The organism is Thermobaculum sp. T2p (genome assembly GCF_059335935.1).
Genome location: NZ_JANZYQ010000009.1, coordinates 1 through 24,986, shown reverse-complemented (window position 1 = coordinate 24,986; position 24,986 = coordinate 1). Strand labels below are relative to the sequence as shown.

General features: G+C 45.7%; 20 protein-coding genes, 2 tRNA genes and 1 pseudogene. 10 read left to right on the top strand and 13 right to left on the bottom strand.

Going from position 1 to position 24,986, the window contains the following annotated elements; genetic code table 11:
* Nucleotides 1-3 precede the first annotated feature (3 nt).
* Together N2245_RS04815 and N2245_RS04810 are read left to right on the top strand one after the other, a co-directional pair.
* Nucleotides 4-1,311, top strand: a complete 1,308-nt coding sequence (locus N2245_RS04815; RefSeq protein ID WP_494535598.1) for an amidohydrolase — start codon at nt 4-6, stop codon at nt 1,309-1,311.
* Between the two features lie 121 nt (nt 1,312-1,432).
* On the top strand, nt 1,433-3,430 hold the full coding sequence (locus tag N2245_RS04810) for a DUF505 domain-containing protein (protein ID WP_494535597.1): 1,998 nt from the start codon (nt 1,433-1,435) through the stop codon (nt 3,428-3,430).
* Between the two features lie 76 nt (nt 3,431-3,506).
* Here the strand turns inward: N2245_RS04810 and N2245_RS04805 are convergent, their stop codons facing one another.
* The 3 genes from N2245_RS04805 to N2245_RS04795 all read right to left on the bottom strand — a co-directional run bounded on the left by N2245_RS04805 (nt 3,507) and on the right by N2245_RS04795 (nt 5,257).
* A complete protein-coding gene (locus N2245_RS04805; RefSeq protein WP_494535672.1) occupies nt 3,507-3,860 on the bottom strand; it encodes a GYD domain-containing protein in 354 nt (117 codons plus the stop codon).
* A gap of 461 nt (nt 3,861-4,321) precedes the next feature.
* A tRNA-Arg gene (locus N2245_RS04800) sits at nt 4,322-4,397 on the bottom strand.
* Nucleotides 4,398-4,447: 50 nt separating this feature from the next.
* The gene (locus N2245_RS04795) at nt 4,448-5,257 is read right to left on the bottom strand and encodes a histidinol-phosphatase (protein ID WP_494535596.1); all 810 of its coding nucleotides are present in this window, start codon (nt 5,255-5,257) and stop codon (nt 4,448-4,450) included.
* Nucleotides 5,258-5,334: 77 nt separating this feature from the next.
* Here N2245_RS04795 and N2245_RS04790 point away from each other — a divergent pair, with 77 nt between their 5' ends.
* Genes N2245_RS04790 through N2245_RS04780 form a run of 3 tightly spaced genes read left to right on the top strand, consistent with a single transcriptional unit; the run spans nt 5,335 to nt 8,097 of the window.
* Nucleotides 5,335-6,690 carry a cytochrome c biogenesis ResB family protein gene (locus N2245_RS04790; RefSeq protein WP_494535595.1) on the top strand — a complete coding sequence of 452 codons (1,356 nt, stop codon included), beginning with the start codon at nt 5,335-5,337 and terminating at the stop codon, nt 6,688-6,690.
* Complete coding sequence (gene ccsA / locus N2245_RS04785; protein ID WP_494535594.1) at nt 6,666-7,532, top strand: cytochrome c biogenesis protein CcsA; 867 nt, start codon at nt 6,666-6,668, stop codon at nt 7,530-7,532. The genes N2245_RS04790 and ccsA overlap by 25 nt, the downstream gene beginning before the upstream one ends.
* Nucleotides 7,516-8,097, top strand: a complete 582-nt coding sequence (locus tag N2245_RS04780) for a TlpA family protein disulfide reductase (RefSeq protein WP_494535593.1) — start codon at nt 7,516-7,518, stop codon at nt 8,095-8,097. The genes ccsA and N2245_RS04780 overlap by 17 nt, the downstream gene beginning before the upstream one ends.
* A 106-nt stretch (nt 8,098-8,203) precedes the next feature.
* Here N2245_RS04780 and N2245_RS04775 read toward each other — a convergent pair whose 3' ends face one another.
* Genes N2245_RS04775 through N2245_RS04765 form a run of 3 tightly spaced genes read right to left on the bottom strand, consistent with a single transcriptional unit; the run spans nt 8,204 to nt 11,059 of the window.
* Nucleotides 8,204-8,905: a response regulator transcription factor gene (locus tag N2245_RS04775; RefSeq protein ID WP_012875434.1), complete on the bottom strand. Its 702-nt coding sequence runs from the start codon at nt 8,903-8,905 to the stop codon at nt 8,204-8,206.
* Nucleotides 8,902-9,318, bottom strand: a complete 417-nt coding sequence (locus N2245_RS04770; RefSeq protein ID WP_494535592.1) for a response regulator — start codon at nt 9,316-9,318, stop codon at nt 8,902-8,904. The genes N2245_RS04775 and N2245_RS04770 overlap by 4 nt, the downstream gene beginning before the upstream one ends.
* Before the next feature lies 1 nt (nt 9,319).
* Nucleotides 9,320-11,059 carry a GAF domain-containing sensor histidine kinase gene (locus tag N2245_RS04765; protein WP_494535591.1) on the bottom strand — a complete coding sequence of 580 codons (1,740 nt, stop codon included), beginning with the start codon at nt 11,057-11,059 and terminating at the stop codon, nt 9,320-9,322.
* A gap of 245 nt (nt 11,060-11,304) precedes the next feature.
* Here N2245_RS04765 and gcvT point away from each other — a divergent pair, with 245 nt between their 5' ends.
* Nucleotides 11,305-12,420, top strand: a complete 1,116-nt coding sequence (gene gcvT, locus N2245_RS04760) for a glycine cleavage system aminomethyltransferase GcvT (protein ID WP_494535590.1) — start codon at nt 11,305-11,307, stop codon at nt 12,418-12,420.
* A complete protein-coding gene (gene gcvH, locus N2245_RS04755) occupies nt 12,417-12,797 on the top strand; it encodes a glycine cleavage system protein GcvH (protein WP_494535589.1) in 381 nt (126 codons plus the stop codon). The genes gcvT and gcvH overlap by 4 nt, the downstream gene beginning before the upstream one ends.
* Nucleotides 12,798-12,932: 135 nt before the next feature.
* On the opposite strand, the gene N2245_RS04750 is transcribed toward gcvH, so the two are convergent.
* Nucleotides 12,933-13,006: transfer RNA gene (locus N2245_RS04750), tRNA-Gln, on the bottom strand.
* Nucleotides 13,007-13,038: 32 nt separating this feature from the next.
* A complete protein-coding gene (locus N2245_RS04745; protein ID WP_494535588.1) occupies nt 13,039-13,248 on the bottom strand; it encodes a hypothetical protein in 210 nt (69 codons plus the stop codon).
* Between the two features lie 492 nt (nt 13,249-13,740).
* On the opposite strand from N2245_RS04745, the gene N2245_RS04740 reads away from it, so the two are divergent.
* Both N2245_RS04740 and N2245_RS04735 read left to right on the top strand, forming a co-directional pair.
* Nucleotides 13,741-13,923, top strand: a complete 183-nt coding sequence (locus tag N2245_RS04740) for a hypothetical protein (RefSeq protein WP_494535587.1) — start codon at nt 13,741-13,743, stop codon at nt 13,921-13,923.
* A gap of 39 nt (nt 13,924-13,962) precedes the next feature.
* Nucleotides 13,963-15,735 carry a sensor histidine kinase gene (locus N2245_RS04735; protein ID WP_494535586.1) on the top strand — a complete coding sequence of 591 codons (1,773 nt, stop codon included), beginning with the start codon at nt 13,963-13,965 and terminating at the stop codon, nt 15,733-15,735.
* Between the two features lie 89 nt (nt 15,736-15,824).
* On the opposite strand, the gene N2245_RS04730 is transcribed toward N2245_RS04735, so the two are convergent.
* Nucleotides 15,825-19,055 carry an alpha-mannosidase gene (locus tag N2245_RS04730; RefSeq protein ID WP_494535585.1) on the bottom strand — a complete coding sequence of 1,077 codons (3,231 nt, stop codon included), beginning with the start codon at nt 19,053-19,055 and terminating at the stop codon, nt 15,825-15,827.
* 53 nt (nt 19,056-19,108) lie between these two features.
* On the opposite strand from N2245_RS04730, the gene N2245_RS04725 reads away from it, so the two are divergent.
* A complete protein-coding gene (locus N2245_RS04725) occupies nt 19,109-19,738 on the top strand; it encodes a YesL family protein (protein ID WP_494535584.1) in 630 nt (209 codons plus the stop codon).
* Here the strand turns inward: N2245_RS04725 and N2245_RS04720 are convergent.
* The 4 genes and pseudogenes from N2245_RS04720 to N2245_RS04705 all read right to left on the bottom strand — a co-directional run bounded on the left by N2245_RS04720 (nt 19,733) and on the right by N2245_RS04705 (nt 24,488).
* On the bottom strand, nt 19,733-19,978 hold the full coding sequence (locus tag N2245_RS04720; protein WP_494535671.1) for a glycosyl hydrolase-related protein: 246 nt from the start codon (nt 19,976-19,978) through the stop codon (nt 19,733-19,735). The two genes, N2245_RS04725 and N2245_RS04720, sit on opposite strands and share 6 nt — an antisense overlap.
* Nucleotides 19,979-20,245: 267 nt before the next feature.
* A pseudogene (locus N2245_RS04715) lies at nt 20,246-22,164 on the bottom strand (alpha-mannosidase); the annotation flags it as partial.
* Nucleotides 22,165-22,222: 58 nt separating this feature from the next.
* The gene (locus N2245_RS04710; protein ID WP_494535583.1) at nt 22,223-22,597 is read right to left on the bottom strand and encodes a hypothetical protein; all 375 of its coding nucleotides are present in this window, start codon (nt 22,595-22,597) and stop codon (nt 22,223-22,225) included.
* 22 nt (nt 22,598-22,619) lie between these two features.
* Nucleotides 22,620-24,488 carry a heme o synthase gene (locus tag N2245_RS04705; RefSeq protein ID WP_494535582.1) on the bottom strand — a complete coding sequence of 623 codons (1,869 nt, stop codon included), beginning with the start codon at nt 24,486-24,488 and terminating at the stop codon, nt 22,620-22,622.
* Nucleotides 24,489-24,986: the final 498 nt, after the last annotated feature.

The window sequence follows — 24,986 nt, the reverse complement described above, 5'->3', positions numbered from 1 at the left end:
GCCATGAAAACGTTGCTTTCTGGAGCAGTGGTAGTTACATGCAACGAGTCGCACGATGTAATAGAGGCGGGAGATGTACTTATAGAAGATGACAAAATAGCTTTCGTGGGTCCCAGATACGAAGGTGAGTACGATCAGAAGGTATCTTTAGACGGATACCTTCTGATGCCTGGGCTCATAAATGCTCATACTCATTCTTCTATGACCCTATTCAGGTCCAAAGCTGATGACGTCGACCTGAGAACTTTCCTTCAGGAAAGAGTTTGGCCATTAGAGGCTAAGCTTACAGACGAGGATGCGTATGTGGGATCTCTGCTTTCAGCCATAGAGATGCTTAGATCGGGAGTTACTTGTTACGTAGATATGTACTTCTTTGAGGAAAGTCTGGTACGTGCAGCACTAGACACGGGAATTAGAGCCATCATAACCCCTGGAATAATCGAAGTGCCTGGATTAGTAAAGACCTTGGGACACTGGGATCAGAGAACCAGCAGAGTAATAGACTTCTGCAGACAGTGGGAAAACTACGCAGGTAGGATCCACACAGGCTTGGGTCCGCATGCTCCATATACTTTACCATTCGAGGCCCTCAAAGAGATAAGCAGCGAAGCTAAGCGCAACGACCTGCCGGTTCATATACATCTAGTAGAAACCAAGGAAGAACGGGACAATTTCAACTCCAAAGGTTTAGGATCTACTGTCATTGCTCTTGAAGAAGCTGGGTTCTTTGAGGCCAAGGTAATATCAGCACATAGCGTATGGATAGAAGAGGGAGATGAACGTATATATGCACGCCACCAAGCTGGCGTGGCTCATTGTCCAATCAGTAATGCCAAGTTGGGAGTAGGAGTAGCACCTATAAACAGAATGCTTTCGGCTGGGGTCAATGTAGGTTTAGGGACAGATAGTGCAGCATCCAACAATAATCTGAACCTTTGGGAGGAGCTAAAGTTTGCGCCTCTGATCGCTAAGGCCGTATCGCTGGATCCAGTTGCGATATCAGCTGAAAAAGCCCTATGGATGGCAACTAGATTAGGAGCAATGGCTATCCATAGGAGTGATATAGGAGTTATAGCTAGCGGCATGAAAGCAGACATTATTGCATTGGATATAGACAGGGCTGAGTTTCTACCAATTACCAAAGCCTCCGACTACGTACATCACCTGGTATATTCTGCTAACAAAGACATGGTTAGACATGTCTGGATTAATGGCAACAAAGTAGTAGAGAACGGCCAGTTGCTCACGCTTGATGAAACCGAAACTATAATGAAAGCAGGTGTAGTTGCCGCCAGGCTGCTGGAGAATTAATAGCGTTTGGCTGATTCCTCATGCCTTTGCATAGAACTTGCTGTAATCAAGGTGGCTATTATCCCCCATGCCTGAGATCGCTCTTGTCACATCTACACGATAATGCAAGGAGGTATAAGCGATGGTAATTCTTAAGCGGCACGCCCTCTTGCTGGAACAAATATTGACCGATATATCTAATGGTAGGTCATTCACCGAGGTCCCTGAAGGGGAGGAGATGGTCAAAGAGCTGGAGGCTATGGGGCTTATTAGATATGAGACTCCCATAAGAATCACCCTTACCTATGCGGGCAGCGAGCTGGCAAATACCCTACACGACCTCTATCAAGGAAGAGACCAAAAGGCCGATGACGAGCAAGTAAACGTAACCATCCTAGAAAAGGGAAGGCTAGCCACTCCTCAAGAATGGACCGAGGATTGGAGATTTTTAGGTAGCGAGATCATAGCAATGTTGGATGCTGCTCACAAAGCTGGCAGGGTAGGGCCAGTTGCACAAGAGGCACTCATGGAGAGGGGCTTAGCTCAGAGAGTAAGGGACGATGAGACGAAGAAAGAATACATAGCTCTTTCGAATGCGGGTAAAAAAATATTGAACCTGTACAGGGAGATAACACCTCGCATCGAGATAGACGACAGAATTGCAGGCTTTGTAAGAGATGTACCATTAGGGCCAGCGCACTCAAGCCTACTACCTACGGGAAGCCACGAAGAGCATCTATTAGAAGCAATGAGGCTGATAGCCTACTCTGTTCCAAACTCAGATGTTTATGCATTTACTGCTCTAGGCCAAGCCATCAAAATGGCCCTCCGGGATGGAGGATTTGCCGAGGGCACTGTTATTAGCGAAGACATATTTATAGCTTTGGCCAAGCATGTAGACGGCGAGGGTACACCTGCAGGGCTTTCTCTACTTCAAACCCTCAATTACGTAGGCAATAATGGCGAATTGCTACCTTCAGGAGAATGGCTGCTCGAGGCCTACCGTCTGTGGAAAGATGGCCCTCGTGAGGACGTGTGGAGTTTCGCGCTTGAAGCCGAAGAAGTAGAGATAATAGAAGCTATAGACCAGATATGGGAGAAAACTAAATCCAACCCTGAGGACGTACCCACATTCGATAGGATTCGGCGCGAGATGATAGACCGTAAGATCAGACAGTACAAGGATCTCCTAGAGCGCTATGGGCGCAAGCTTGAGGAGATGCCTGAAAAATATCAGCTCATAGCTCGCAGATTTCAGGAGGCTAAGGACCTGGCAGCTTGGTATGACGACAACTTCGATCTACGACAAGGTCTGTATGCGCTGGAAGCCTTTAGCCTTATCCGCGAGGAAGAGCATGACAACAAAGCAGTATATCGCCTGACTGATTGGGGTAGGAGAGTACTACAGGAACAAACACAGAATCAGAGAGATATTAGTTCGGTAGCAGTTAAAGCTATAACTATGACACGTAAAACCTTCTCCTCACCCAATGTGGAATGGTGGCAAGAAGCTAAGGAAGCAGGGCTTATCGGTACTAGTGAGCCGTCTGATTCCGGCTGGTTCTACGCAAAGCTTGCGGAACAACCCATACGCATGCCTTACCTCTCAGAGTATGAGATGGAGGTATTCCAGACTATTCCCCCAAAGGGCATGACGATAGATGAGCTATACTCCGAGCTCACCCACTTACCTAAAGAGCGTATTCGGTGGGCACTGGAGAAATTAGAGGCCAGGCATCTTATTGACATCCTACCGGACGGCAACATCGTAGAAACTCTGGCCGGTGAACACATGGATGCGGCATTATCCGGTAGACCGCAGGGTCTAGGTGAACCAGTCAATCCGACAATAGTAAGAGTACTACAGGCCCTATATCATGTCGGTACCTTATATGTGAAAGAGAAAAAGGTAAGAATGCTTCCGAGAAACTTAGATCATGCAATAAAGGCTAGTGGTCTAGCTCGCAAATCATTTGAAGATGCTCTCGAGCTGGCCCGAGTTGCTGGATTCGTAGGACAAAACAGTATAAATGAATCTGGGCTTATGCTGCTTGAGGCTATCGACATGATGAACCCATCAACAGAGCTCGCGGGCTTTACAGAGATAAGTAGTAGTATACCATCAGAAGCAGTAGCCTAATATAGAGAAAAATTTTATGCCTAGTGGGGTAACTTAAGACATGTCCCCACTAGGCATTCCGAAGTAAAAGCTAGCTTTAGGAAGGTAATGAGGCGACTATCCGCCTGAAATCGTCCTCAGTAAAAGCCTTGAGGGTTTCGCTAACAGTTGTGCCAGTTTTTGCCTGCGAAAGTGCAAACTTCATAAATGTATCGTCATCCGGAGCCTCAAGCACAGCCACAGCATCACATCTTCCAAAGATCATGTACCAGTGCTTCCACTGCAAGCCCATCCCTTCTGCGGCTTGCTTTGACGCATCGAGGCCAGTTATATCCCGATATTTTTCCTCCCCTCTTCCGTAAACCTCAAAAGTACTACATACGCAGCCATTCTCTAATCCTCCTTGGGCTTCCGCTCCTACGCCCTTGCCGATAGAAGGTGATTTTAACACTAACCAATAAGATGCCAACTAAAAAACCAAACAGTGTCATCGGTTTGGTATTCCCCTGATCTGTTGCAGATAATTTCAGATCAACGTAGAATATAGGCAAAGTATATGACAAACACCTTACTAGAATTGGAAGGAAATCCGTCGAAGGTAGTTTGTAGATAAGCTAGTTATTAATGATTCACAAGTGCTCTTAATGCTTACCACAGTAGTGCACAAACCAATTGGGGCTAAGGTCACAATCTCCGGGTAGGGTTCATATATCAAAACGGATGCAAGTCTCGCTAGCTCATCGTTCTTGCTAACAATCTATCTAATTGTTCCAAACTCGCTCTTGGCAGGAGGATTGTACCACCTGTGCTAGCTTTCCCTCTGGCGATGGGTCTGTGGCGTGCTGACGGCAACCTGACAGCAGTACGGACAGCAACGTGAGGAGGCGTAGATGTCAGGGAAGGAGAGGAAGATGGCGCCCGATAGAGGATTCGAACCCCTAACCCCCTGGTCCGAAGCCAGGTGCTCTATCCGTTGAGCTAATCGGGCTTATTTATATTTTAGCATGAGGTAAGAATCCATACCAAGGGTTACTCGCTTTATCCCATCGAAAACTTTCGGCGTTGGCTAAAACCAACTAAGTGAACTGCCCCATAAGCCTGAGCCTCATGCAGGGCATCCTCTAGCCTATAACCAACTTCGGAAGGCTGATGAGAATCGGACCCTAGCACAAAATCTACCTCCCTAGATACCAGCTCCCTAAGTAGGTCCCCCGAAGGGTATAGCTTTCCCACAGGCTTTCTATAACCAGCTGTATTGAGCTCAACAGCCACTCCTGAATCAGCTACCACTTCAGCAACCTTTTTATAAAGCCCTATAGGGCTCTCTTGTAGTTCATGTCCCCATTTCTTTATCACATCTATATGCCCCATTATGTCAAATAAATGTGACTTAGCAGCACAAGCTATAATCTCAAAATACCTCTCATAAAGTTTTAGTAAATCCCATTCTTCGTATCTATAGGCATATTCAGGATTATCAAAGCCCCAATCATCTATAAAATGCACAGAGCCATAAACGTAATCCCATGGATACTGTTCAAGTAATCTTTCCAGCTTTTCCTCCGCTCCGGGAATATAATCGGCCTCTATCCCCAGCCTGATATTTATCTCAGGATAGGCGGACCTAAGTGACAGGACCATATCAACATACGCTTCAAGCTGATCTTCCGACATAGCAATGGTAGGGTCACGCTTATCCTCTGGAAGCCAGTACATCGGTATGTGATCAGATATGCCTATCTCTGTGAGACCAAGTCTTATAGCCGCAACCACGTACTCCTCAGCAGTACCGATGGCATGTCCACAGAGATAAGTATGGTTATGGTAGTCAAACAACGTCTTGGACATGTCGTATGATAACGCGAAACTTAGCAAACCGGCAAGGAGTATTATAATTACCAAAATACTTACTTGGACTTGTAATTATGTCCTCTAAGGCCAGACAAGATAGAACTTATGTCAACAGCATGAGGGCTCTACTCTCGATAAGGTTAGTAATCCTAGAAATCTCAATACTAGTCTTAGTACTAGTAGCTGCAACGCTTATACCACAAGTGCCGTTACAAATACGAGCAGACCCTGTAAAGTCTCTAGAATGGCTAGAAAATAAAATCAACCTACAGGCTAGCATAACTGAGTTTCTATCTTCCCTATCGATATTCACTGTATCTAGCTCTTGGTGGTTCGTAATACTTTGGCTATCCATAGCTTTATCAATTTGTGCGTATTTAATTACGCGATTCCCATCCAAAGCAATACCCTCCTCAAGGAGAAGCCACATCCATCAAACCTACGACTTTGGTTCAGCTGAACCTTTATTCGTAGCTTCCAGAATCAGGGCGTATCTAAGTTTATTGAGCTTCAACATTACCCTACAAGTATCAGACGATAGCCTGACTATATATGCAACCAAGCATTGGAAAAACACTTGGCTTCTTTGGATTGCCCATTTAGGTTTTATGTTACTTTTATTGGGGGTGATACTAAACTCTATATACGGGTGGCAGATAACAGATATACCAGTACCCAATAGGGAAAGGGTAGAGATACCTAAGACGAACCTAAGCGTGATAAGTAACGGCCTGAGTACTTCCTGGGATCCTCTGATCTCAGCCCCTATAGACTACGTCGCAAGGATAGACCTCTACGAAGGAAATAAGAAGGTAGTCGATAACTATCCTCTCAGGGTCAATAACCCTATGTCCTACGAAGGCATCAGCCTGCATCTGAGATCTTTTGGACAGGCAGCAATAATGAAAGTCTATGATACAAGCGGGAGATTAGTGTTCAAAGGTGGTGTTCCTTTAATATCAAAGGATGATCTTGGAAGAAGCTATGGCGTAGTACGAGTGGAGAATTATGAACTCAAAGTCAGCGTACCACCAGAGAACACTTATGATCCAGATATCCCAGCTGGTACCGTCAAACTAGATCTGTATAAATCTGGCACTAGCCCCATAGGGACAAAAATAGTATCTCGGACAGCTCCCCAAACAATGGAAGAGATGAGGTTCATGCTCTTAAGGGAAGATAGATACGTCGGCTTATCATTCAGCTATCAACCATTCTCACCAGCGGTGTGGCTAGGTGGAGGACTTCTGCTAGTCGGCTCTGCCGGTATGTTCATCAGGAAAAAAGGCAAGCTGGTATTTGACCTGTACACTAATAACGACAACTGCTTCTGCGATCTTAAGGCAGATTGTATGCCTCTTGTAGACTTTTCACAGACTCTAAAGTCCTTAGGTGGCAAACCACTATGTACTGGTTGGGACAACAACTAACGTATGCTGTTTACGCAGCAGCAATCTTAAATTTATTCGCCGTCTTCGCTGCCATATCCGACTTGCTGCTAATGGGCTACGGATACAGCGCCCTTAGCATCAGTTATGCTGACAAACGTCATTCGGTGTCTTATAAGTTATTCTCTCTATTTACACTTTCATCGGCTCTATTGTTGGCATCATCTATCGTTTTGAGATCCCTGATTACAGATAAACCTGCTTTTAGTAGCCAGTATGAGTTCTCCGTATCTCTAGCTTTTTGCTTGTTGTTAGTCAACTTATTCTTGTACCTAAAGGGGTACCCCAAGTTACTTAATGCCTCACTATCGGTGCTGAGCATGATCGTCCTCGTGTATTCAAGCTTCTTAAACAGCTTGCCTACTCCTGCTCCTCCAGCATTGCAAAATAACACTATGCTCCTTCTACATGTGACATCTGCTCTAGTGGCCTATAGTGCACTATTGTGCTCAGCGTCGAGTACACTACTCAAGTATCTCTGTAAATTCCTGTGGAAAGAACAGTATTCGTTACTAATAGACAGAACGGAATCTATCTCATATAACACTGCAGGCATAGCGTTCTTAGCATTGGGGGCAACACTGCTTTTCGGATCGATATGGGCATCCGTTGCCTGGGGCTACTACTGGAACTGGGATCCCAAAGAAACATCCACACTTGCAACTTGGCTATCCATAGGGGCATACCTGCATTCCAGGAGGGATCAGGGTAAACTAAAGAATAGAGGAGATCTATTTATCCTAGTCAGTATACTGCTAGCAGGGCTGACGTTTACTGGGAATTATTTTTTTGAGAGTCTGCATAGCTATGGCGGTTTACGATAGCGAGGAAGAAATCAGAAACAGCAGGAAAGCCAATCAAAGACTACTAGTTTGGCTTATCATCTTAGCTTCGATTCTGGCTGCTTTGCTAGCATGGATGTTTCTTAGCAGCTCAAGAAACAGTGTAAGTTTACCTTCTCGGCACATAAAAGTAGGGGACCAAGTACCTAACTGGACGATTACTATGATGGACGGAAAGCACATAGAGATGAATGATCTGAGAGGATCGCCTGTATGGTTGAACTTCTGGGCATCCTGGTGTGGACCATGTAGAGCGGAGATGCCCGACGTGGCAAGTGTGGGGAAGAAGTTTGAGTCCAAAGGCGGGAAGCTGATAGCGATCAACGTAGGGGAATCGGAAGGTACTATTGAGTCCTACCTAGAGACCACAGGTTTGCAAGGGATACCTGTAGCTCTGGATTCGGATGGCAAGATAGCGAATGCACTTGGAATCTATACTCTACCTGTGCACGTGTTTATAGCACCCGATGGGAAAGTAGTAGACGTACATATGGGATCGCTTGATGCCAAGGCAATGGAGGAGGAACTAGGTAAAATCCAGAGATGAATCTGTCTAGTCTAGACGTTGAGGATTGCTACCCAAACAGTTACTTATAGAGGTCAGCAATCCTCAACGTATTTACTTCTAATAACAGAAGCTATCCTCCGAGCAGCTATTGTGAGCAGGCATCCACAAATCTATAGCCAACTCCTTGCTCGGTAACTATAAACTTGGGACCATTAGGACCTGGATCAAGCTTTCTCCTCAACCTACCTATATAGACTCTAAGGTATTCGTTTTCTTCAGTATACTCAGGCCCCCAAACTCTGTTTAGAAGCATTTGATGAGTCATTACTTTGCCGGCATTCTGAACAAGTTGCTCTAGTATAGAGTACTCAGTGGGTGTGAGCTTGACCTCTTCATCGTTAAGAGTGACTTGTCGTCTAGAGAAGTTAATAGTCAAAGGACCGCACCTGAAGACCGACTGTACCTGCTGTGAGGGCCTTTCTTCAGCCCTTCTAAGCTGAGTCTTTACTCTAGCAAACAACTCCTCCTGATGAAATGGCTTACGCACGTAATCATCAGCGCCTGAGTTTAGAGCCTCCACAACATACTCAACGTCGTCGTAAGCACTAATAACTATAATCGGCACTTTAGACCATTCCCTTAGGCGCTTACATACTTCTAGACCATTCATCACAGGCATCTTTAGATCCAGTAACAGCAGATCAGGATCGTGTTGCTCTACGAGGCTGATAGCTTCCTCACCATTCATACCCGGATACACGTTATAACCCTTGGCTTTCAATTGCTGAGAGATATACTTTAGGATGCTTTTTTCGTCATCTACTACTACTATTGTTTCCTTCTTCATGATGACCTCCTGCTCGGCTTCTCCTGTTTATTCCTACCTGCCTGGTTGTGGCTGGACAGTGCCGTTGAAACGCACTGCAGAAGCTCCTTTATGTAGAAAGGCTTTACTAAGTAGTCTCTAGCGCCAAGGGAGCGAGCTCTCTTCTCATCTTCTTCACGTGCTGCGGCAGTAACAACTATTACTGGCACACGATCGAGTATGCCTTGCTTCCCTAATTCCCTCAGAACCTCCCAGCCAGATATTACTGGCAACATAAGATCTAACAGTATGAGATCATATTTACCCTCTCTAGCCCGAGTGAGGCCAGTCTCACCATCCGTGGCAATCTCTATATCGAAGCCTCGAAGAGTTAAATTCTGGCTTATAAGCTTGAGTATGCTAGGTTCATCTTCAACCACAAGTATCCTAGCCATGTTAGCTCCCAGTAACTGGAAGGGTGAAGTAGAATATGGAGCCCTTGCCAGGGCTACTCTCCACCCATATACGTCCACCATGCGCCTCTACTATATTCCTGCAAATAGCGAGACCCAAACCTGTACCCTTTTGAGGTCTGAATGATGCCCCTTCTATTTGGAAGAATCGCTCAAATATCTTGTCATGATATTCTGGAGGTATCCCCTCTCCCTCGTCCAGAACACCTACTCTTATACCATTCTCATATCTTTCAGCTCCAACAACGATGTTACTGCCAGGAGGAGAAAACTTCCTAGCGTTCTCGACCAGGTTGCGCAGGACTTGCCCTATTCTCTCAGCATCGCACTTGATAAGCGGAAGCGTATCCGAGACCTGCACTACAAGGTTACGATCTTCAGCTATCATTTGGAGGTCAGGGGCTAGTTCATCGAGCACATCGTTCATATCCTGCCATTCCATCTGCATCCTGAGCGCACCTGACTCGAGCCTGGATAGGTCCAGAAGGTCTGTAACTAATCTTCGCAACCTCTCAGCATTTTGTTCTATCTCATTGATCCAATCTTGCTGCATCTCCTTAGGTATCTCAACCTCATCTGCACATTTCAAAGAGGATGCAAACCCCTGAATAGCAGCAATGGGAGTTCTTAACTCATGGCTTACGGTCCCAAGGAGTTGGGATCTAAGCTTATCAGCCTCTTTTGCAGCCTCAATAGTCTTTGCCTCTTCAAATAGGAATGCAGTATGTATGCTGACCGCTGCCTGAACAGCCAATGTAGATGCGAATCGCAGTTCATGCTGCGAGACCCTATGAGGTTCTTCTCTCCCTAACACAAAAACTCCCACCCTCTTTGCGCCGGGAGCGAACATCGGCATTATAACTGCCGATCTAATAATACCGTTGTTCAGTACAGAATTCTGGAAACGCTTGTCTGATAGTATGTCCTGAGTGTTTCTTGGAGAGTTGGTGTAGATTACCGTATATAGGATATCTGAAGGTGCTACCCAAGGGGTTTCATGTTTTACATCGCTATCGAGATCGCTACAAGAAAGGGAGTAACAATCAGTAAAACGGTCGTCCTTTTCTTCATAAAGATACACCGCAGCCCAACAGCAATTGGTAGCACTTAAAGCTCCGCTAAGTATATTCCCTATGACGGTGGGTATATCTCCTGTATGTATAGGCGCAGCTGCCGCTCTGTGGAGGGCCCCAAGTTCATCTCTACGACGTGCTTTATCCTGACGAGTATCGTCAGAGTAGTAGACATACGCCATAACTAAATACAAGGCCCATAGAAGTCCAATCTGAGCCAACCAATGGAAGGTTCCATTGAGGCCGTGGAAGAGAACAGCTGAAGAATAGAGAGCCGTAGTCACCAGGCAGTAGGCAGCGCCGGCATCTGCTCCATATCTCAGAACAGCTATAGAGAGGGGTATGCCATAGAGCAGAAATAGAGGACTATTCTGACCACCTGTGAAGTAGACAAGCAGGGTGATCAGTAATAGATCTAGGAAAGCATACGTTCTGTATGTAAATACACTCCTAAATCTTCGATGGAGGTCCAGGAAGCTGTTGGCAACAGCATAGACTGCTGCTATACCAACGATTAGCCATACCATAGGGCTGCCGACCCTAATCATGCCAACCAACAACGCCATACCAGTAACTAAAACTATTGCCAAACGAAGCCATGCAAAGTTTGAATCAGATATAGCAAGGTGACGTTGTTCTCTTACTGCCATTCCCCTCTCCGTTCCCGTGGCCATATGCTTGTGCCAGCTAAGCATCCTGGCAGTTCCTTACAGACAAATACTCTATCACATACTGAGGATTTGGTCAGCCCATTTTGTCTGTGAACCTTGTTTATACCTAGAAAGGGTTTAGGGGCAATACTATTACGTTATGTGTAAAAATTTTCTTATAAGTTGACTTTCTTTGTTCGTGATTCTAGAATACGCCGCGGTTTGACTAATAGGAGGCTTCTAGGTTGAGTAAAAACACTAAGCAAACGCCGCTATACCATGAGCACCTCAAACTGGGTGCAAAGATGACCGACTTCGCCGGATGGGAAATGCCATTACAGTACGAAGGAGTAATGGTCGAGCACCAAGCAGTAAGAACAAATGCGGGAATTTTTGATCTAAGTCATATGGGTGAGCTGGAGATAACGGGTGAAAATGCTGTACATTTCCTGAACTATTGCCTCACCAATAACGCTGCAAAGCTGAAGATCGGACAAGCTCAGTACACACTCATCCCTTACACTGATGGCTCAGTAGCAGATGACGCCATACTATATAGGCTGGATGAAGAGAAATATTTGTTGGTTGTAAACGCTGCCAATACCCAGAAGGACTTAGAGTGGTTATCTCATCAGAAGCTGGGCTTCGAGAAAGTGAACCTCGAAGATGTATCCGATAGGACCGCTCTTATAGCAATACAGGGTCCCAAGTCCGAGGAGATCCTACAAAAGTTGACGTCAGCCGATCTTCGAAATTTGAAGTACTACCACATTACCCAAGGAGAAGTAGCAGGGATCGATGCACTTATAGCCCGTACAGGATATACAGGCGAAGATGGATTCGAGATCTTCCTGCCTTGGGATAAAGCTACAGACGTATGGAGATCTCTACTCGATGCAGGTAAAGGCTTAGGATTAAAACCTGCAGGACTGGGCTCAAGAGATACATTACGCATCGAGGCTGGTATGCCGCTCTATGGACATGAATTAAGCGAACAGGTCAATCCATATGAGGCAGGTCTTGACTGGGCAGTAAAACTGGATAAAGGAGACTTTGTAGGCAGAGAAGCGCTTGAGAGAGAGAAACAGCTGGGTCCAGCTAGAAAGCTAGTAGGATTCACTCTGCTTGAGATGGGAGTACCCAGAGCAGAACAGCCCATACAAAAACAGGGTAGGCAAATAGGTTTTGTCACAAGTGGTACATTTTCGCCTACCCTTAAGAAACCAATAGGTATGGGGTATGTACCAAGCCTCTTCGCAAGAACAGGTACCATGATTGACATAGTAATTAGGAACAAGCCAGTAAAAGCTGAGATAGTACAACTACCGTTCTACAGTAGAAAAAGAGGAGGGGAAAGTTGATTCCGGAAGATCTGAAGTATACCAGAGAACACGAATGGCTTAGAATAGAAGATGATTTGGCTGTAGTGGGGATAACAGACTATGCCCAAAGGGAGCTTGGAGATGTTGTCTTTGTTGACCTCCCAGCAGTGGGCAGCACCGTTCAACAAGGGGAAATTTTTGGGAGCATAGACTCTGTCAAGACAGCAAGCGACCTCTATAGTCCTATATCAGGAGAGGTTGTAGAAATTAACTCCGCTCTAGCTGATGATCCTGCTCTGGTAAACACGGATCCCTATGGCAAAGGATGGATGATCAAAGTAAGACCCAGGGATAAGAGTGAGCTGGATAATCTTCTAACCCCACAAGAGTATAGAGAGTACGTACGAGAAGAATAAGTTTTCCCAAGCCAAGTTATAAAAGGGCACAAAGAGGTAATAAATAAGGAGCTAGATATTGCTTGGGCCTCAACAAGCCCAGTAGAAAAGTAGGCTCATAAAATAAGGGCTGAGGAGACACTATACCTCAGCCCTTGGCTCGGGGGCAGGGACTCGAACCCCGACTCACAGATCCAAAGTCTGTTGTCCTACCATTAGACGACCCCCGAACGGCCCAGATCATATTATACGAAATTAACCCCTATTTGATCGAGCCACTTGCCACTAACATCTCGGGAAGAGACATCTTGTGCATCTTCGAGAAAACCTTCATCTTATGCAGATGCCATATAACTGAATCGTATCTTCTAGCTTGAGCCGCTTTGTGTAGCTGCCACCAATCGTTGCTAAGCTGCTCTAATGCTGCTACCCTTTCAAACCTAGTTCTGCCCTTAATTATTTTGATTGCCATAACCTTTCTCCTCCGAGCTAGTAAATCATGTCAGATATCTTGGTACGTCTTCTCTTACGTTGCTGAGATATAGCTTTACGCCTACACTCATCAGAGCAATATTTGCTCTTTCCGTATGCTTGATAAGGCGTGCCGCATATCTCACAGGCTTTCTGGCCAGGTGCTAAGGTAATCTTGGGCTTCTTGGCTGGCTTCTTCCCAAATATACAGGTCTCTGCCCAACACTCTGAACAAGGAAAGGATCTATATCGCCTGTTCTCATCCAGGCATGGGTACTTTCCCACCTTGATTCACACTCCTTCCAGAATTAAGCTCACTAGGTGTTAGGAGTATAGAAACGAACGAATTAAAGCGGCGGTAACAAATCACAACCATTTGTAAAAGACTCGTAAACTTGCAGGAACAAGGACTGCTATCTACAAGTACTAGTACTTCAGTAAAATATGTTTTATACTCCTTCTAAGGACGATTAGATACAAGGTGGGCAAAATAATGAAGATAGACGAGCGCATAAGAAAAGTATTAGTAGTACTGGCTTTAATAGCGGCCCTAGCAGCAGCTACAGGTTGGGAATGGGGAACTTACCGTCAAGGTAGCTCTGGATGGGAATGGGGCAAAGTTAACAGCCATAACCATTCGGCGGCAGTAGTTACTAAGCACAACCAAGGCGCCTAGCAGGGCTAGTAATACTAGTTCAACCTTGGAAATATACGTATGAAAGACAGCTCTAGAGCTGTAAGGATATATGTACTTGTTCTTGCAGCTTTAGTATGCTGTGTTTTCTTAATCTCACTTACACATACAAATAGTATTAGCTATGAGAGATTTATACTAATACTGACTTTTATAGTCTTCATGATAGCTGCCTGCCTCTTCCCCCTCGAGTTCGCGGCCGGTACGAGAGCCACCCTTGATACCAGCGTCATCTTCGCTTCTGCTCTTATGTTTCAACCATATGTAGCAATGATAATAGCTGGCACTGGCTCTGTTATAGCTCAACTCCTGACTAAGCGACCCTTCATCCAGACTATTTTCAATGCATCTCAAAGAATGTTACAAGCTGGCTGCGGAGCTCTATTGTTGATGGCCCTAGGCTGGGACTATCTAAATCCAGAGCTTGGGACTTTGTACTCTTGGATACCTTTAGTACTGGCAGCAATAGCTATCTTTGTAATCAACACCTTAGCGGTATCAATGGTGGTTGCCCTCCAAGCAGGCAAGAGCTTAGTCAAGATTTGGACTGAACGAGCCAGATTCGGAGTATTGGAATATATATCTCAGCTAGCAATAGGGGCACTGATAGTAGTAGTAGCTTACTCCAATAAGTGGGCATTACCTTTGTTATTGCTGCCTGCCATCGCTGTCTATCGTGCTCTAGCCCACCATGTAGAAGCAAGACAGATAACGCAACGGGCACTGGATCAGCAACGGACCATGACCGACGTCATGGTTACAAGCCTAGCAGAGGGCATATGCGCACTGGACAGAGAAGGATACATCACATTTATGAATCCAGCAGCTTGCCAAATGCTCAGATGTACCCTCAATGAAGTTCGCAACAAGAGCTTTGTAGAACTCGTATCAGTCGAAGGGCATGACAATTCTCTCCTAGTAAATGTCCCATTGGAAGGGAAGATCTATCGTAACGATGATTGTACCTTTCGTACTCTAGACGGTGGAACTATACAGGTTGCTTGCACATCCTCTCCCATCACCCTAGATGGTCGAACAATAGGAGTAATAGTAGCTTTTAGGGATATGACGGAGTTCCGCAGGCTAGAGCAAGCTAGAGAAGAATACTTATCGCTGATCTCTCACGACCTTAGGACGCCACTATCGGTGGTCATAGGGCACTCACAAATACTCAAGACCTTACTTAGGGAAAAGGGACTTGAAAGAGAAGAGCGTAATGTAGATGCCATTATAGGTGGGGGAAGACAACTTACCCGCATGGTAGAGAATCTACTAGATAGAGCAAGTCTAGAGGCGGGCGCTGTCAAGCTGAAGCTTCAAAGGGTAGACTTAGAAAGATGGCTTCCAGATGCAATAGAAAGAGTAACTGTACCTGCAAACCGTTCCCGCGTGCACCTAGTGATAGAGCGTGGATGTACGTTAGACGTAGATGTAGATCGAATCGAGAGAGTACTAGGCAATCTTGTAACAAACGCTCTGAAATATTCCACACCCGAAACGGATGTAATAGTCAGAGCAAAAGTATCATCTAATAGTCTAATAATATCTGTGAAGGACCAAGGCCCAGGTATCAAACCAGAAGATGTGCCCAAACTCTTTCAGAAATACTACAGGACCAATAGAGGAAGGAATGAAGGCTTAGGGCTCGGACTGTATATCAGCAGGTTGATAGTAGAAGCGCACGGTGGCCATATATGGGTAGAAAGCGAACCCTCCAAGGGTAGTACCTTCAGCTTCTCTTTGCCCATCAGCAATCGAGACACAGATACAATCCAAGCAGACGCTAACAAATAGCTTGCTTACTTCGCATTTGTGCTTCACCAGATAACAGAACAAGAGCTACCCCAAGAACGGCACCGTTCTTGGGGTAGCTATATATTGCACTAGAACTCCAACCTAAGAGATATAACTTCGAAGGGTCTGACTCTTAGGACTATCTTTCCATCCTCGAGCTTGGGCTGGGCAGATTCTGTATCTGGTTCCTCCAGAAGGTTAACCCTTTGCACTGAGCTTGGTAACAATCCACACCTTAATATTGCAGTTCCCCTTGCACCTCTATGCTCATACAACCGCACTATCAAACCAGTTCCGTCTTCTGACAACTTTACAGCACCAACTGCCAGAGGCAACCCCTCGCTAGTTATCAGAGAGAAACGACTAGTATTAGAACTCTGCCCAGACGTGGTAATAGATACCAATGGACTGTTAAGCCAAAATGCCTCTTCAACCACGTTAGCCTCCGTCCAATCCCCGACATGTGGGTAGAGGCTGTAGATAAATCTATGCTCACCCTCGTCAGCAGTTACATCTGGATATACGGCACTCTTCAGGAGCGTCACAGAAACATCGCTATCCAAAACCCCGTAGCCATACTTAGCATTGTTGAGTATGGCTACTCCATAATCGGTCTCAGATAGATCCACAAAACGATGAGCTACCACCTCAAACTTTGCTGCATCCCAAGACGTATTCCTGTGCGTAGAACGCTGATGCACACCGTACATAGTCTCATAGGTAGCAGTTCTTGTATGTACCATTAGTGGGAAATGAGCCTTAAGAACGACATTACGTTCGTGCCAATCAATATGAGTCTCTATATCTAGCCTTCTGGAGGATGAGAGCAATCTATAAATTTGAGTTATCTTAGAGCTTCGCCAGCTTCTATCCACTTTTACCGCTACTCTAAGCGGACCTACCTCCAGCACTTCTATACTATCGACTTGATCTATGAGTGTACCCTCTGCAGTGTAGTTAGCTTCAAGCTCCCAGGCATCCCACATACGGGGCTTGTCAACATAAGCCCAAATTTGGTTACCCTTGCCTTGCAAAACCTCTCTGTCTACCTCTTTATCGTAAACCCTGGCTAAGGTACCATCAGCGTCTATCTCTACCAATAAATATCCATTCTCAACAGTTATTTTCTCACCAGCATGTTTTACATACACTTGATCTTCCGTCTCTACTTTGCCAGGTGCCTCGCTTGACGTTTGGAATACCTGCCATCCACATGCAGGGATTCTACTCGTCGGTGCATGTATTAGAACACCTTCATCTACCTGCTGAGATGGTAAGGTATTGCCATCCTGATCAACCAGAGTAGCTCCAGATGGTAAGTCTCTTATTACCAGTGTCAGCGGTCTTTCCTTGAGAGAGGCATTAGCTATGAGAATACTATACGCTTCATTGCCTTTAGAGTCCGCATTAGCGATAAAAGCCAGGGCCTCGTCCCTTATAGCTTCAGCGGTGGATATTACATTCTCCAACATTCTGTGTGAGTCCTGATAGACCTCATGAATGCTAGATCCCGGCAGTATGTCATGAAACTGACAAAGTAATAGGTCCTTCCAAGCAGCATCAAACTGTTCCTTCGGATAAGTGTATCCGTAACGACTAGCGATGGCAGCAAACATCTCAGCTTCGAGAAGTCTATGTTCAGAGGCTCTGTTCAGTTCTTTCTGCTTAGCCTGAGATGTATACACCCCTCTATGGAATTCCAGGTAGAGCTCACCAGACCACTTCGGAAGAGCATCTGGTAATGATGCGAAGTAATCCTCCACGTGCGCCATCCTCAACCTTGGCATAGCCGGGAACTCTTTGAGGCGCTGGTAGTTATCAAGCATGCGCGCCGAAGGCCCACCACCACCATCTCCCCAACCAAATGCCAGTAGTGTCTCAGGATGCAGAGTCTTGGCCTTGTAATTGCGCCAAGTACCAAGTATATCCAGGGGTGCTATGTGTCCGTTATAGCCTTGCCCTGGATTGTAAAATATATGAGCCTTTACCTTCGAACCGTCGATTCCCTCCCACCAGAACAGGTGATAGGGAAACTGATTAGTATCATTCCACGTAAGCTTAATAGTAAAGAAGTTCTTGATTCCAGCACCAAGTAGTAGCTGTGGTATACCTCCGGAGAATCCAAATACGTCCGGAAGCCAAGCTACTTCGTTCCTTATTCCGAACTTCTCCTGAAAGTAGCGTTGACCATAAAACAGCTGTCGGACGAAGGACTCACCACCAGTAATTTGGCAATCAGACTCACACCACGAACCACCAACTGGCTCCCATCTTCCTTCTTTGACGAGCTTCTGAATCTCCAGAAATAGTTCGGGGTCCTCATTCTCCATCCACTCATAAGCTTGAGCAGATGATTGATTAAAAGTGAAATCTTCGTATGTTTTCATCAGGTTCACTACGGACCACCAAGTACGTCTAACTTTTCTATGGGTCTCAGCCAACGGCCACAACCATGCCAAGTCAATATGAGCATGTCCGGTGAGGGCGATAGCACCATGCGGTGGGAATTTTTCTTTTATCTCTTCTAAGCGAGACCTGAGCTTCCTCCGAGCTTCATCGATAGCTTCTATGGCCTCTGAAGGCAGAGGCGGCGCGGGTTTATCAGACCAAGGGAAGTTCCATATAACTCTATCGAAGGGATTTATATCTATAGCCTCTCGCAAGTAGGTTAGAGGCACCATAGTAACACCGTTGCCTATGGGATTCTCGTACCCCTCTTGCAAACGCCTCACAGTAACCTCGGTATTAGAGGGCCAGGAACGTGAGATGATAGCCAGTGCCTCCTCAGCAGCACTTATTAGGTAGGGGACCACCTCGTGATTTCCGAGCTGCCGAGCAGCCTCAAGAATCATTGTGAGGTCTCTATCCAGATCAATCACTTCTTGCTGAGGAACTACCAGCTGTGCCCACTCAATTCTCGGTTCTCTAACATGCTGGCCGAACATGCCCTTAGGCACAACCTCAGCATGTATATCTATAGACTCGCCACCTTCAGCTACATCTGCTATTTTGTATGACCTGTGGAAGGGATCCAGTCCGCCCTTTACCCCATTGGAAAGGCTTACGAATCCTTCTCCTCCAAGCCAAAGTTCTAGGTTCACTGCCTTGCCTTTCCATTCGGTAGGGACTACCGCAGTAGCTTTCATCCTTACCGGAGTCTCAACTACAGGCCAAAAATCCCCCAACCTCAGACTGTATTCCTGCTTGCTCGATATGAATGTCCACTCTCTAACTGGATACTCCATAGCATGGCGCCATAATCGTATTTCCTCCAGCCTCCGAGCTATGCGAGCAAGCTGTATATCATAAGGACTATCCATACAGACCCTCCTAAACAAGCAAAATATCGCTACTTATTGTAAGATTATGAACCATGAACGTCACCGAAAATCGGATCTACAAAGCTCTTGAAGTATTAGCTAACTTCCTGTTTCTGAATGTGCTTTGGCTATTTGTTGCTGCCCCAATTTTCACAATCTTTCCAGCAACTACCGCCTTGTTTGGAGTGGTAAAGGACTGGATTACTGGCAAAGACAATGGTTTCTTCTTTCCTTTTCTGAGACACCTAAGAAAAGAGTTCTTACAAAGTTTGTTTATAGGTGCTTTTTGGATCCCACTAGGGGTAATACTACTCCTGGACATATACGCAATATATCATATGACAGGGATAATCAAACTACTGCTAATACCATTTACCAGCATAATTTGCTTGTTGTATCTAGCAGCATCTGTATACATCTTCCCAGTAGCAGTAACTTATAGACTCAAATCCTTGTACATCGTACGCAACTCTTTGCTCTATGCTCTCAGCTACCCACACATAACTTTGGTCAACATTTTGATAGCAATATGCGTTATCTACTTAGCCTGGCTTCTACCTCTCAGTGTACTAATAACTCCGAGTGTAGGAGCTTACACTATCTATCTACTTTGCAACAACGTATTCCTGAAGGTTGAGAGAATCCGAGGGCTTAGTCGTTCAGAGGAAGAAATGAAATCATGAATCCCCTTCGGCGAACTCCAGCAAGTTAACCTCTTCAAACTGTTTGCTCTCAGGATCTATCCTAATGGTCTTGATCTCATATGGTGCAAACTGTAATTCAATATCCAGATCTAACATGAAGAGCCTTACTCTAGCAGTAACCCTTTCTCCATTCGTCTCATAGGCCCTCAAGATATATCCATATCCATCCTCAGCCCTCTTAAGTACGCTGACGATCACATTACTCGGAGAAACTTCCATAGCCGAATAGGTAGGCGGGAGCAACCCGGAGTGAAAGGACTCAAAAATGGCGATAGGAGGTTGATTGAGTAGTGCAGCAGCAAGCGGAGTGCGGGCATCTCTCCAGCTGCCACTATGCGGGAGCAGCGTGTATCTAAATCTCTGCATCCCTTGATCTATGTAGGTGTAAGAAACATCAGGATTTAGCTCAGCAGGCACATGGTGAGCATAAACAGGACTTCTCAGTACTGTGACAGTAAGTGCATTGTCGAACGCACTGTAGCTGTACTTACAGTCATTGATCAAGCTAAGACCATACTCCTGGCCAGACTCCAACACACCAGATATATCTACCCATGATTGTCCTGGTTCCTCCTCTCCATTAAGAGGACGAGTAATATGCCCGTAGGGGATCTCGTATGTCACGTAATCAGCATTCCAATTCACTGGGAAAACAAGCTTGAGCAACTTATGCTTCTCTCGCCAATCTACCACAACTTCCACATCAATCCTATCTCTCCAAGGATACAGGGTGAATTCTTGTACTAAGATGGAATTCCCATAATGACTTTCAGTCCTAATTACAGACTTAACACTTCCATGTTCAACCAGCTTGCTCCCAGTGAATTCAAATCTTCCACATATATCATCAAACTTGAAGACTCCATGGCTCCAAGTATCAGAGTTGTCGGCTATAACCACTGGAAGCGCGGCTGTTGATCTAAAGACCTCAACGTTATATCTTTTATCAAACAGCCTAGCTATCCCTCCACAAGAATCATCGACATGCATGACAAGGCTAGGCGTTTCAATCCAAAGGTCATCAGCAATACAGGTGACCAGATTAGTATCTTCATCAAGTGATTTAGAGGACTTTGGCCTAAGAATATAGGTATGCCATCCAAAGGCTGGGACATTAGCAACAAAGCATATCTTACGATGCGACATTGTGGTAGCATCAGGTTTAACGTATTGAAAAGGATGGATACCTCCAGAAGCATCCACCAATTCGTACTGCAGGTCCTTTCTAAGGCTTGACTCTACCTCAACAATCTCTGAAATCTTCCATGGGTGAGGATTGAAAACAAATACTGCCTTGGAGTCTTCCAGGCCGTGCGTATCACCCTCTATGTTAACCTTCCATGATACGGACTGAAGCGCCGCATTAAGGTTTCTATCTGCGATGCTAATAGCCTCACCGTAAGTATAAAGAGCATCCTCATAAGCAAGCTCTATGCTCGTGCCTGCAAGAATATCGTGAAACTGATTGAACAACACGTTTTTCCAGGCCCGATCAAAGTCCCCCGGATAAGGATATCGAAGTAACAGATTGGCAAGAGAGGACATCTTCTCGGCAACTATCAGCCTGTTCTCTGCCAATCGGTTCAATCTCTTGATACTGGAGTGCACAGAGTAACAACCACTGGCATGATGCTGAAGTTCATCCTCGATAATGGGAGAATCCTGAGCTAAGTCCGAAACAGCGTTAAAGAACATATCGGGAGAGCCAAATACAAGCTCAGGTAAATCTTCTTCAGATCTCAATGAGATTATGCTCTCTATGTTCCTGCGAGTAGGACCTCCACCATGGTTGCCAACACCATAGAAGCACATAGAGATATCAAGATCATCGTCTGCTATGCAATTCAACAAATGCTCTCGCAAATCCCCCTCGTCAGTACAGTATGGGTAAGGTATCCTATAAGCCAACACTGAACTACCGTCGGGAGATTTCCACCAAAACAGCCTCGAGGGCAACTCCTTCTCATGCGGCCCAGGGCGCATGAAAACATAAAATCGTATCCCGCTCTTGCTCAGAATTTGTGGGAGCATAGCGTTATGCCCAAAACTATCCGGGTTGTAGCCTATGTTAGCAGTAATACCAAACCTAGATAGAAAATATCTCTGACCATATAACCCTTGTCTAACAAAGGATTCTCCACCCGGCAGGTTACAGTCTGGCTCCACCCACCAGCCACCGCAAATGTGCCATCTCCCCCCCCCTTTACCTTCTCCTGTATCTCCTCGAACATATCTGGGTCGTTGCTCTCGACCCACTCGTAGAAAGCAGCAGAACTAGCTGTGAATATAAAATCGTGATACTCTTTGAGCCTATCCAGAGCAGATCTGAAAGTGGCTTTGGTCTCTTGAAACCCCTCGTTCCACCTCCAAAGCCAGACAGGATCTATATGGGCGTTGCCCACCATATAAACTATGCGGGGTTTGTGTGAGGAAGGCAATAGCCATCTCCAAGTCTATATTATTCTAGGCGCTAGCTACCCTAGATCTCCTCTCGCGAGCAGCAGCCATCTCCACCAAGGCTAGTGAGACTATTCCCAACACCATATGTAGGATTACCAGGGATTCGCTATAAGCTATTCCCAGCATAAACCCCAGACCTAAAAGCAGAGGTAGCAAGGGGAAAAATCTGGCTGTAATCCGTATACTATTGTTCTCAACACCTGGCTTGGGCCTAAGGGCGATAATGGCAAGTATCGCTATAACAAAAGCAAGTCCTCTGTGTAACTCCCATATGTGTTGGTTAAGTATGAAATCTGATACTCTAGGCCCAAAGAAACGGACTATACCAAGCAGAAGCTGTATATATAGACAAATCCTTAAGACCCAAAGAAGCTTCAACTTCTACCTCCAGAAAGGATTGTTATCTTAGAGCGATTAACCTGTCGATAACCATGGCAGCGTAAAGCATTGCTAGGTATATGTTCGAATACTTGAATACTTTCCAAGCTAAAGCTATCTCAGGATGCAGCTTGAGCTGAATAGCCCTGATGACAAGTAGCAATCCCAAAGATATAGCTACAACAAGGTAAATATAACCGAGGGAATGGGTTAGAAAAGGTAAGATAGTACTGAGAAACAGCAGCACGGCATACTTTAGTATGCCGTTCATGGTAGCTTCCTGGCCCTTTACTACGGGCAACATCGGAATACCAGCGGCTTTATAATCCTCCTGGCGAACCAGAGCTAATGACCAGAAATGAGCTGGAGTCCAGAAGAAGATAATCGCAAAGAATAGTATGGCCGGTAGACCAACGTCACCTGTAACTGCCGCCCAACCAACTAACGGCGGAACTGCACCGGCGGCCCCCCCTATAACAATATTCTGTGTAGTAGTCCTCTTGAGCCAAGCTGTGTAGACGAATACGTAGAATAAGTTCCCTAGTATAGCCAATACCGCCGCCACAGGATTCACAAATACCCACATCTCAACCAGGGCGAGGATGGTAAGAAAAATACCAAACCAGAGGGCTCGCTCAGGGCTAACCCTGCCGGTAACTACAGGACGATTCCTGGTCCGCCTCATCTTGGCGTCTATATCCCTATCCAGGAAGTTGTTGATGGAGTGTGCCCCACCTGTGGCCAAGATACCACCAAGAACGGTCCAGAACATCAACCCCAGCAGAGAGCCTTGAGGTGGATGCTGAACAGCCGCTATAAGCATCGCAGCGATGGTAGGCACAAGCAGTAGAGGGATTATCCTGGGCTTCATCAAAGCGAAGTAAGCTCTTACAGGCTCTGGCACCCTAGAAAGTACTCGCCGCGACAGGCCCTTAGACCCCCTCTTGATCTTGCTTGCCTGAGGTTCTCCCACCCAAATAAGGGTTACAAGAACCACGAGCGCTGCCCAAGTAGCTGCAGCTACAGCCAGATGTAACCCCTTCATTGCGGGCGAAGCCTTAGTCCAGATCGTGAACGCCCCTATGAACACCTGAGAAACATAGAACATAGCCAATACATGTGTGGCAGACATCACCAAACGGTCACCTCGCCTCTTCCTCCAAACACCTATAGCAAGCAATAACATTAAGATGTCAGCCACACCGACAGCCAGACGATGGCCGAAGTTCACCCATTGCAAGTAGTTTTGAGGAAGTATATTGGCATCGCTACAGTGAGGCCATGCAGGACAAGCTATATCTGCGCCTTCACCAATGACGGCTGATCCAGAGAAGAGGGCTATATACGTCCATATCAGAGTTGCGATGGCAAACCATCTTAGCCATCCGCTTTTTTCACTTAAAGGAACTGCACCTATTCTGGCAAACAGGGCCAGGAGAATAGTAGAGCCCATTAGGATCATAGAATTACCCATGTGGGCTGCCACCCATCCATGACCAACCTCGAAGATAACGGTGAGAGCACCCAATATGGCCTGTGCTATATAGGAAGCAGCTGCAAGAAGAGCGAAAACCAACAACCTACGAGGCTTTCGGAACCATAGCAGCGTCGAGAGCACGGTGAAAAGCATCAAGAAACCAACGAGCACAGCAAATAGCCTATGATTCCATTCCACCATAGGATGAAACTCAAATGGAGGAATCCATTGACCATTACACTTAGGCCAAGAAGCACCACAACCAGTTCCAGATTCGGTAACCCGGACTATGCCACCAAGTACTATAAGCATCCAAACAGCAAAAGCATTGAAGGTGGTTATACGTCGATACCAGATAGGGGTTGTACCATCGCTCTTTGCCTTATTAGCAAATAAGGTGCTCAAAACACTCATGTCTTATATAGCCCCTTGCAGCATGGTTGTAAGTACACAAAATATCAGTAAGAGGTCACCAAGAAATAATCTCTCTGTAAGCTACCTGCATCTTATTGTCGCACTTTGTGACTACAAACACAAACTAGCAAACGCTCTTTGCTCTATGATAACAGCTACCAACATTAAAAATTAAATATCCAGTAAGTCAGCCTATGTTCCTTCAACCTTTATCAAGTCCCCAAGCATAGCTCCTTAAAAAGGCACGGATTCGTTATCAAGCAATTACAATTATCAGCTAGCAAATGAAACTCAAGCAGATAGCTAATGCAGGAGTAGTAAGATGCCAAAAAGCCAGCCCCAGAAGTATTGGAAGTTTGAAGAGATTGTTCCATATGGTATACTGCCAAGGGAATGGCACAAGCTGTAGCAGTAGACACCACGAGGAGAAGAAACCTGGGACTGCTGGTTGTGGGACTGGTGGCAGCTGCCGCCATCCTCTACCTGGTGATCTCCAAC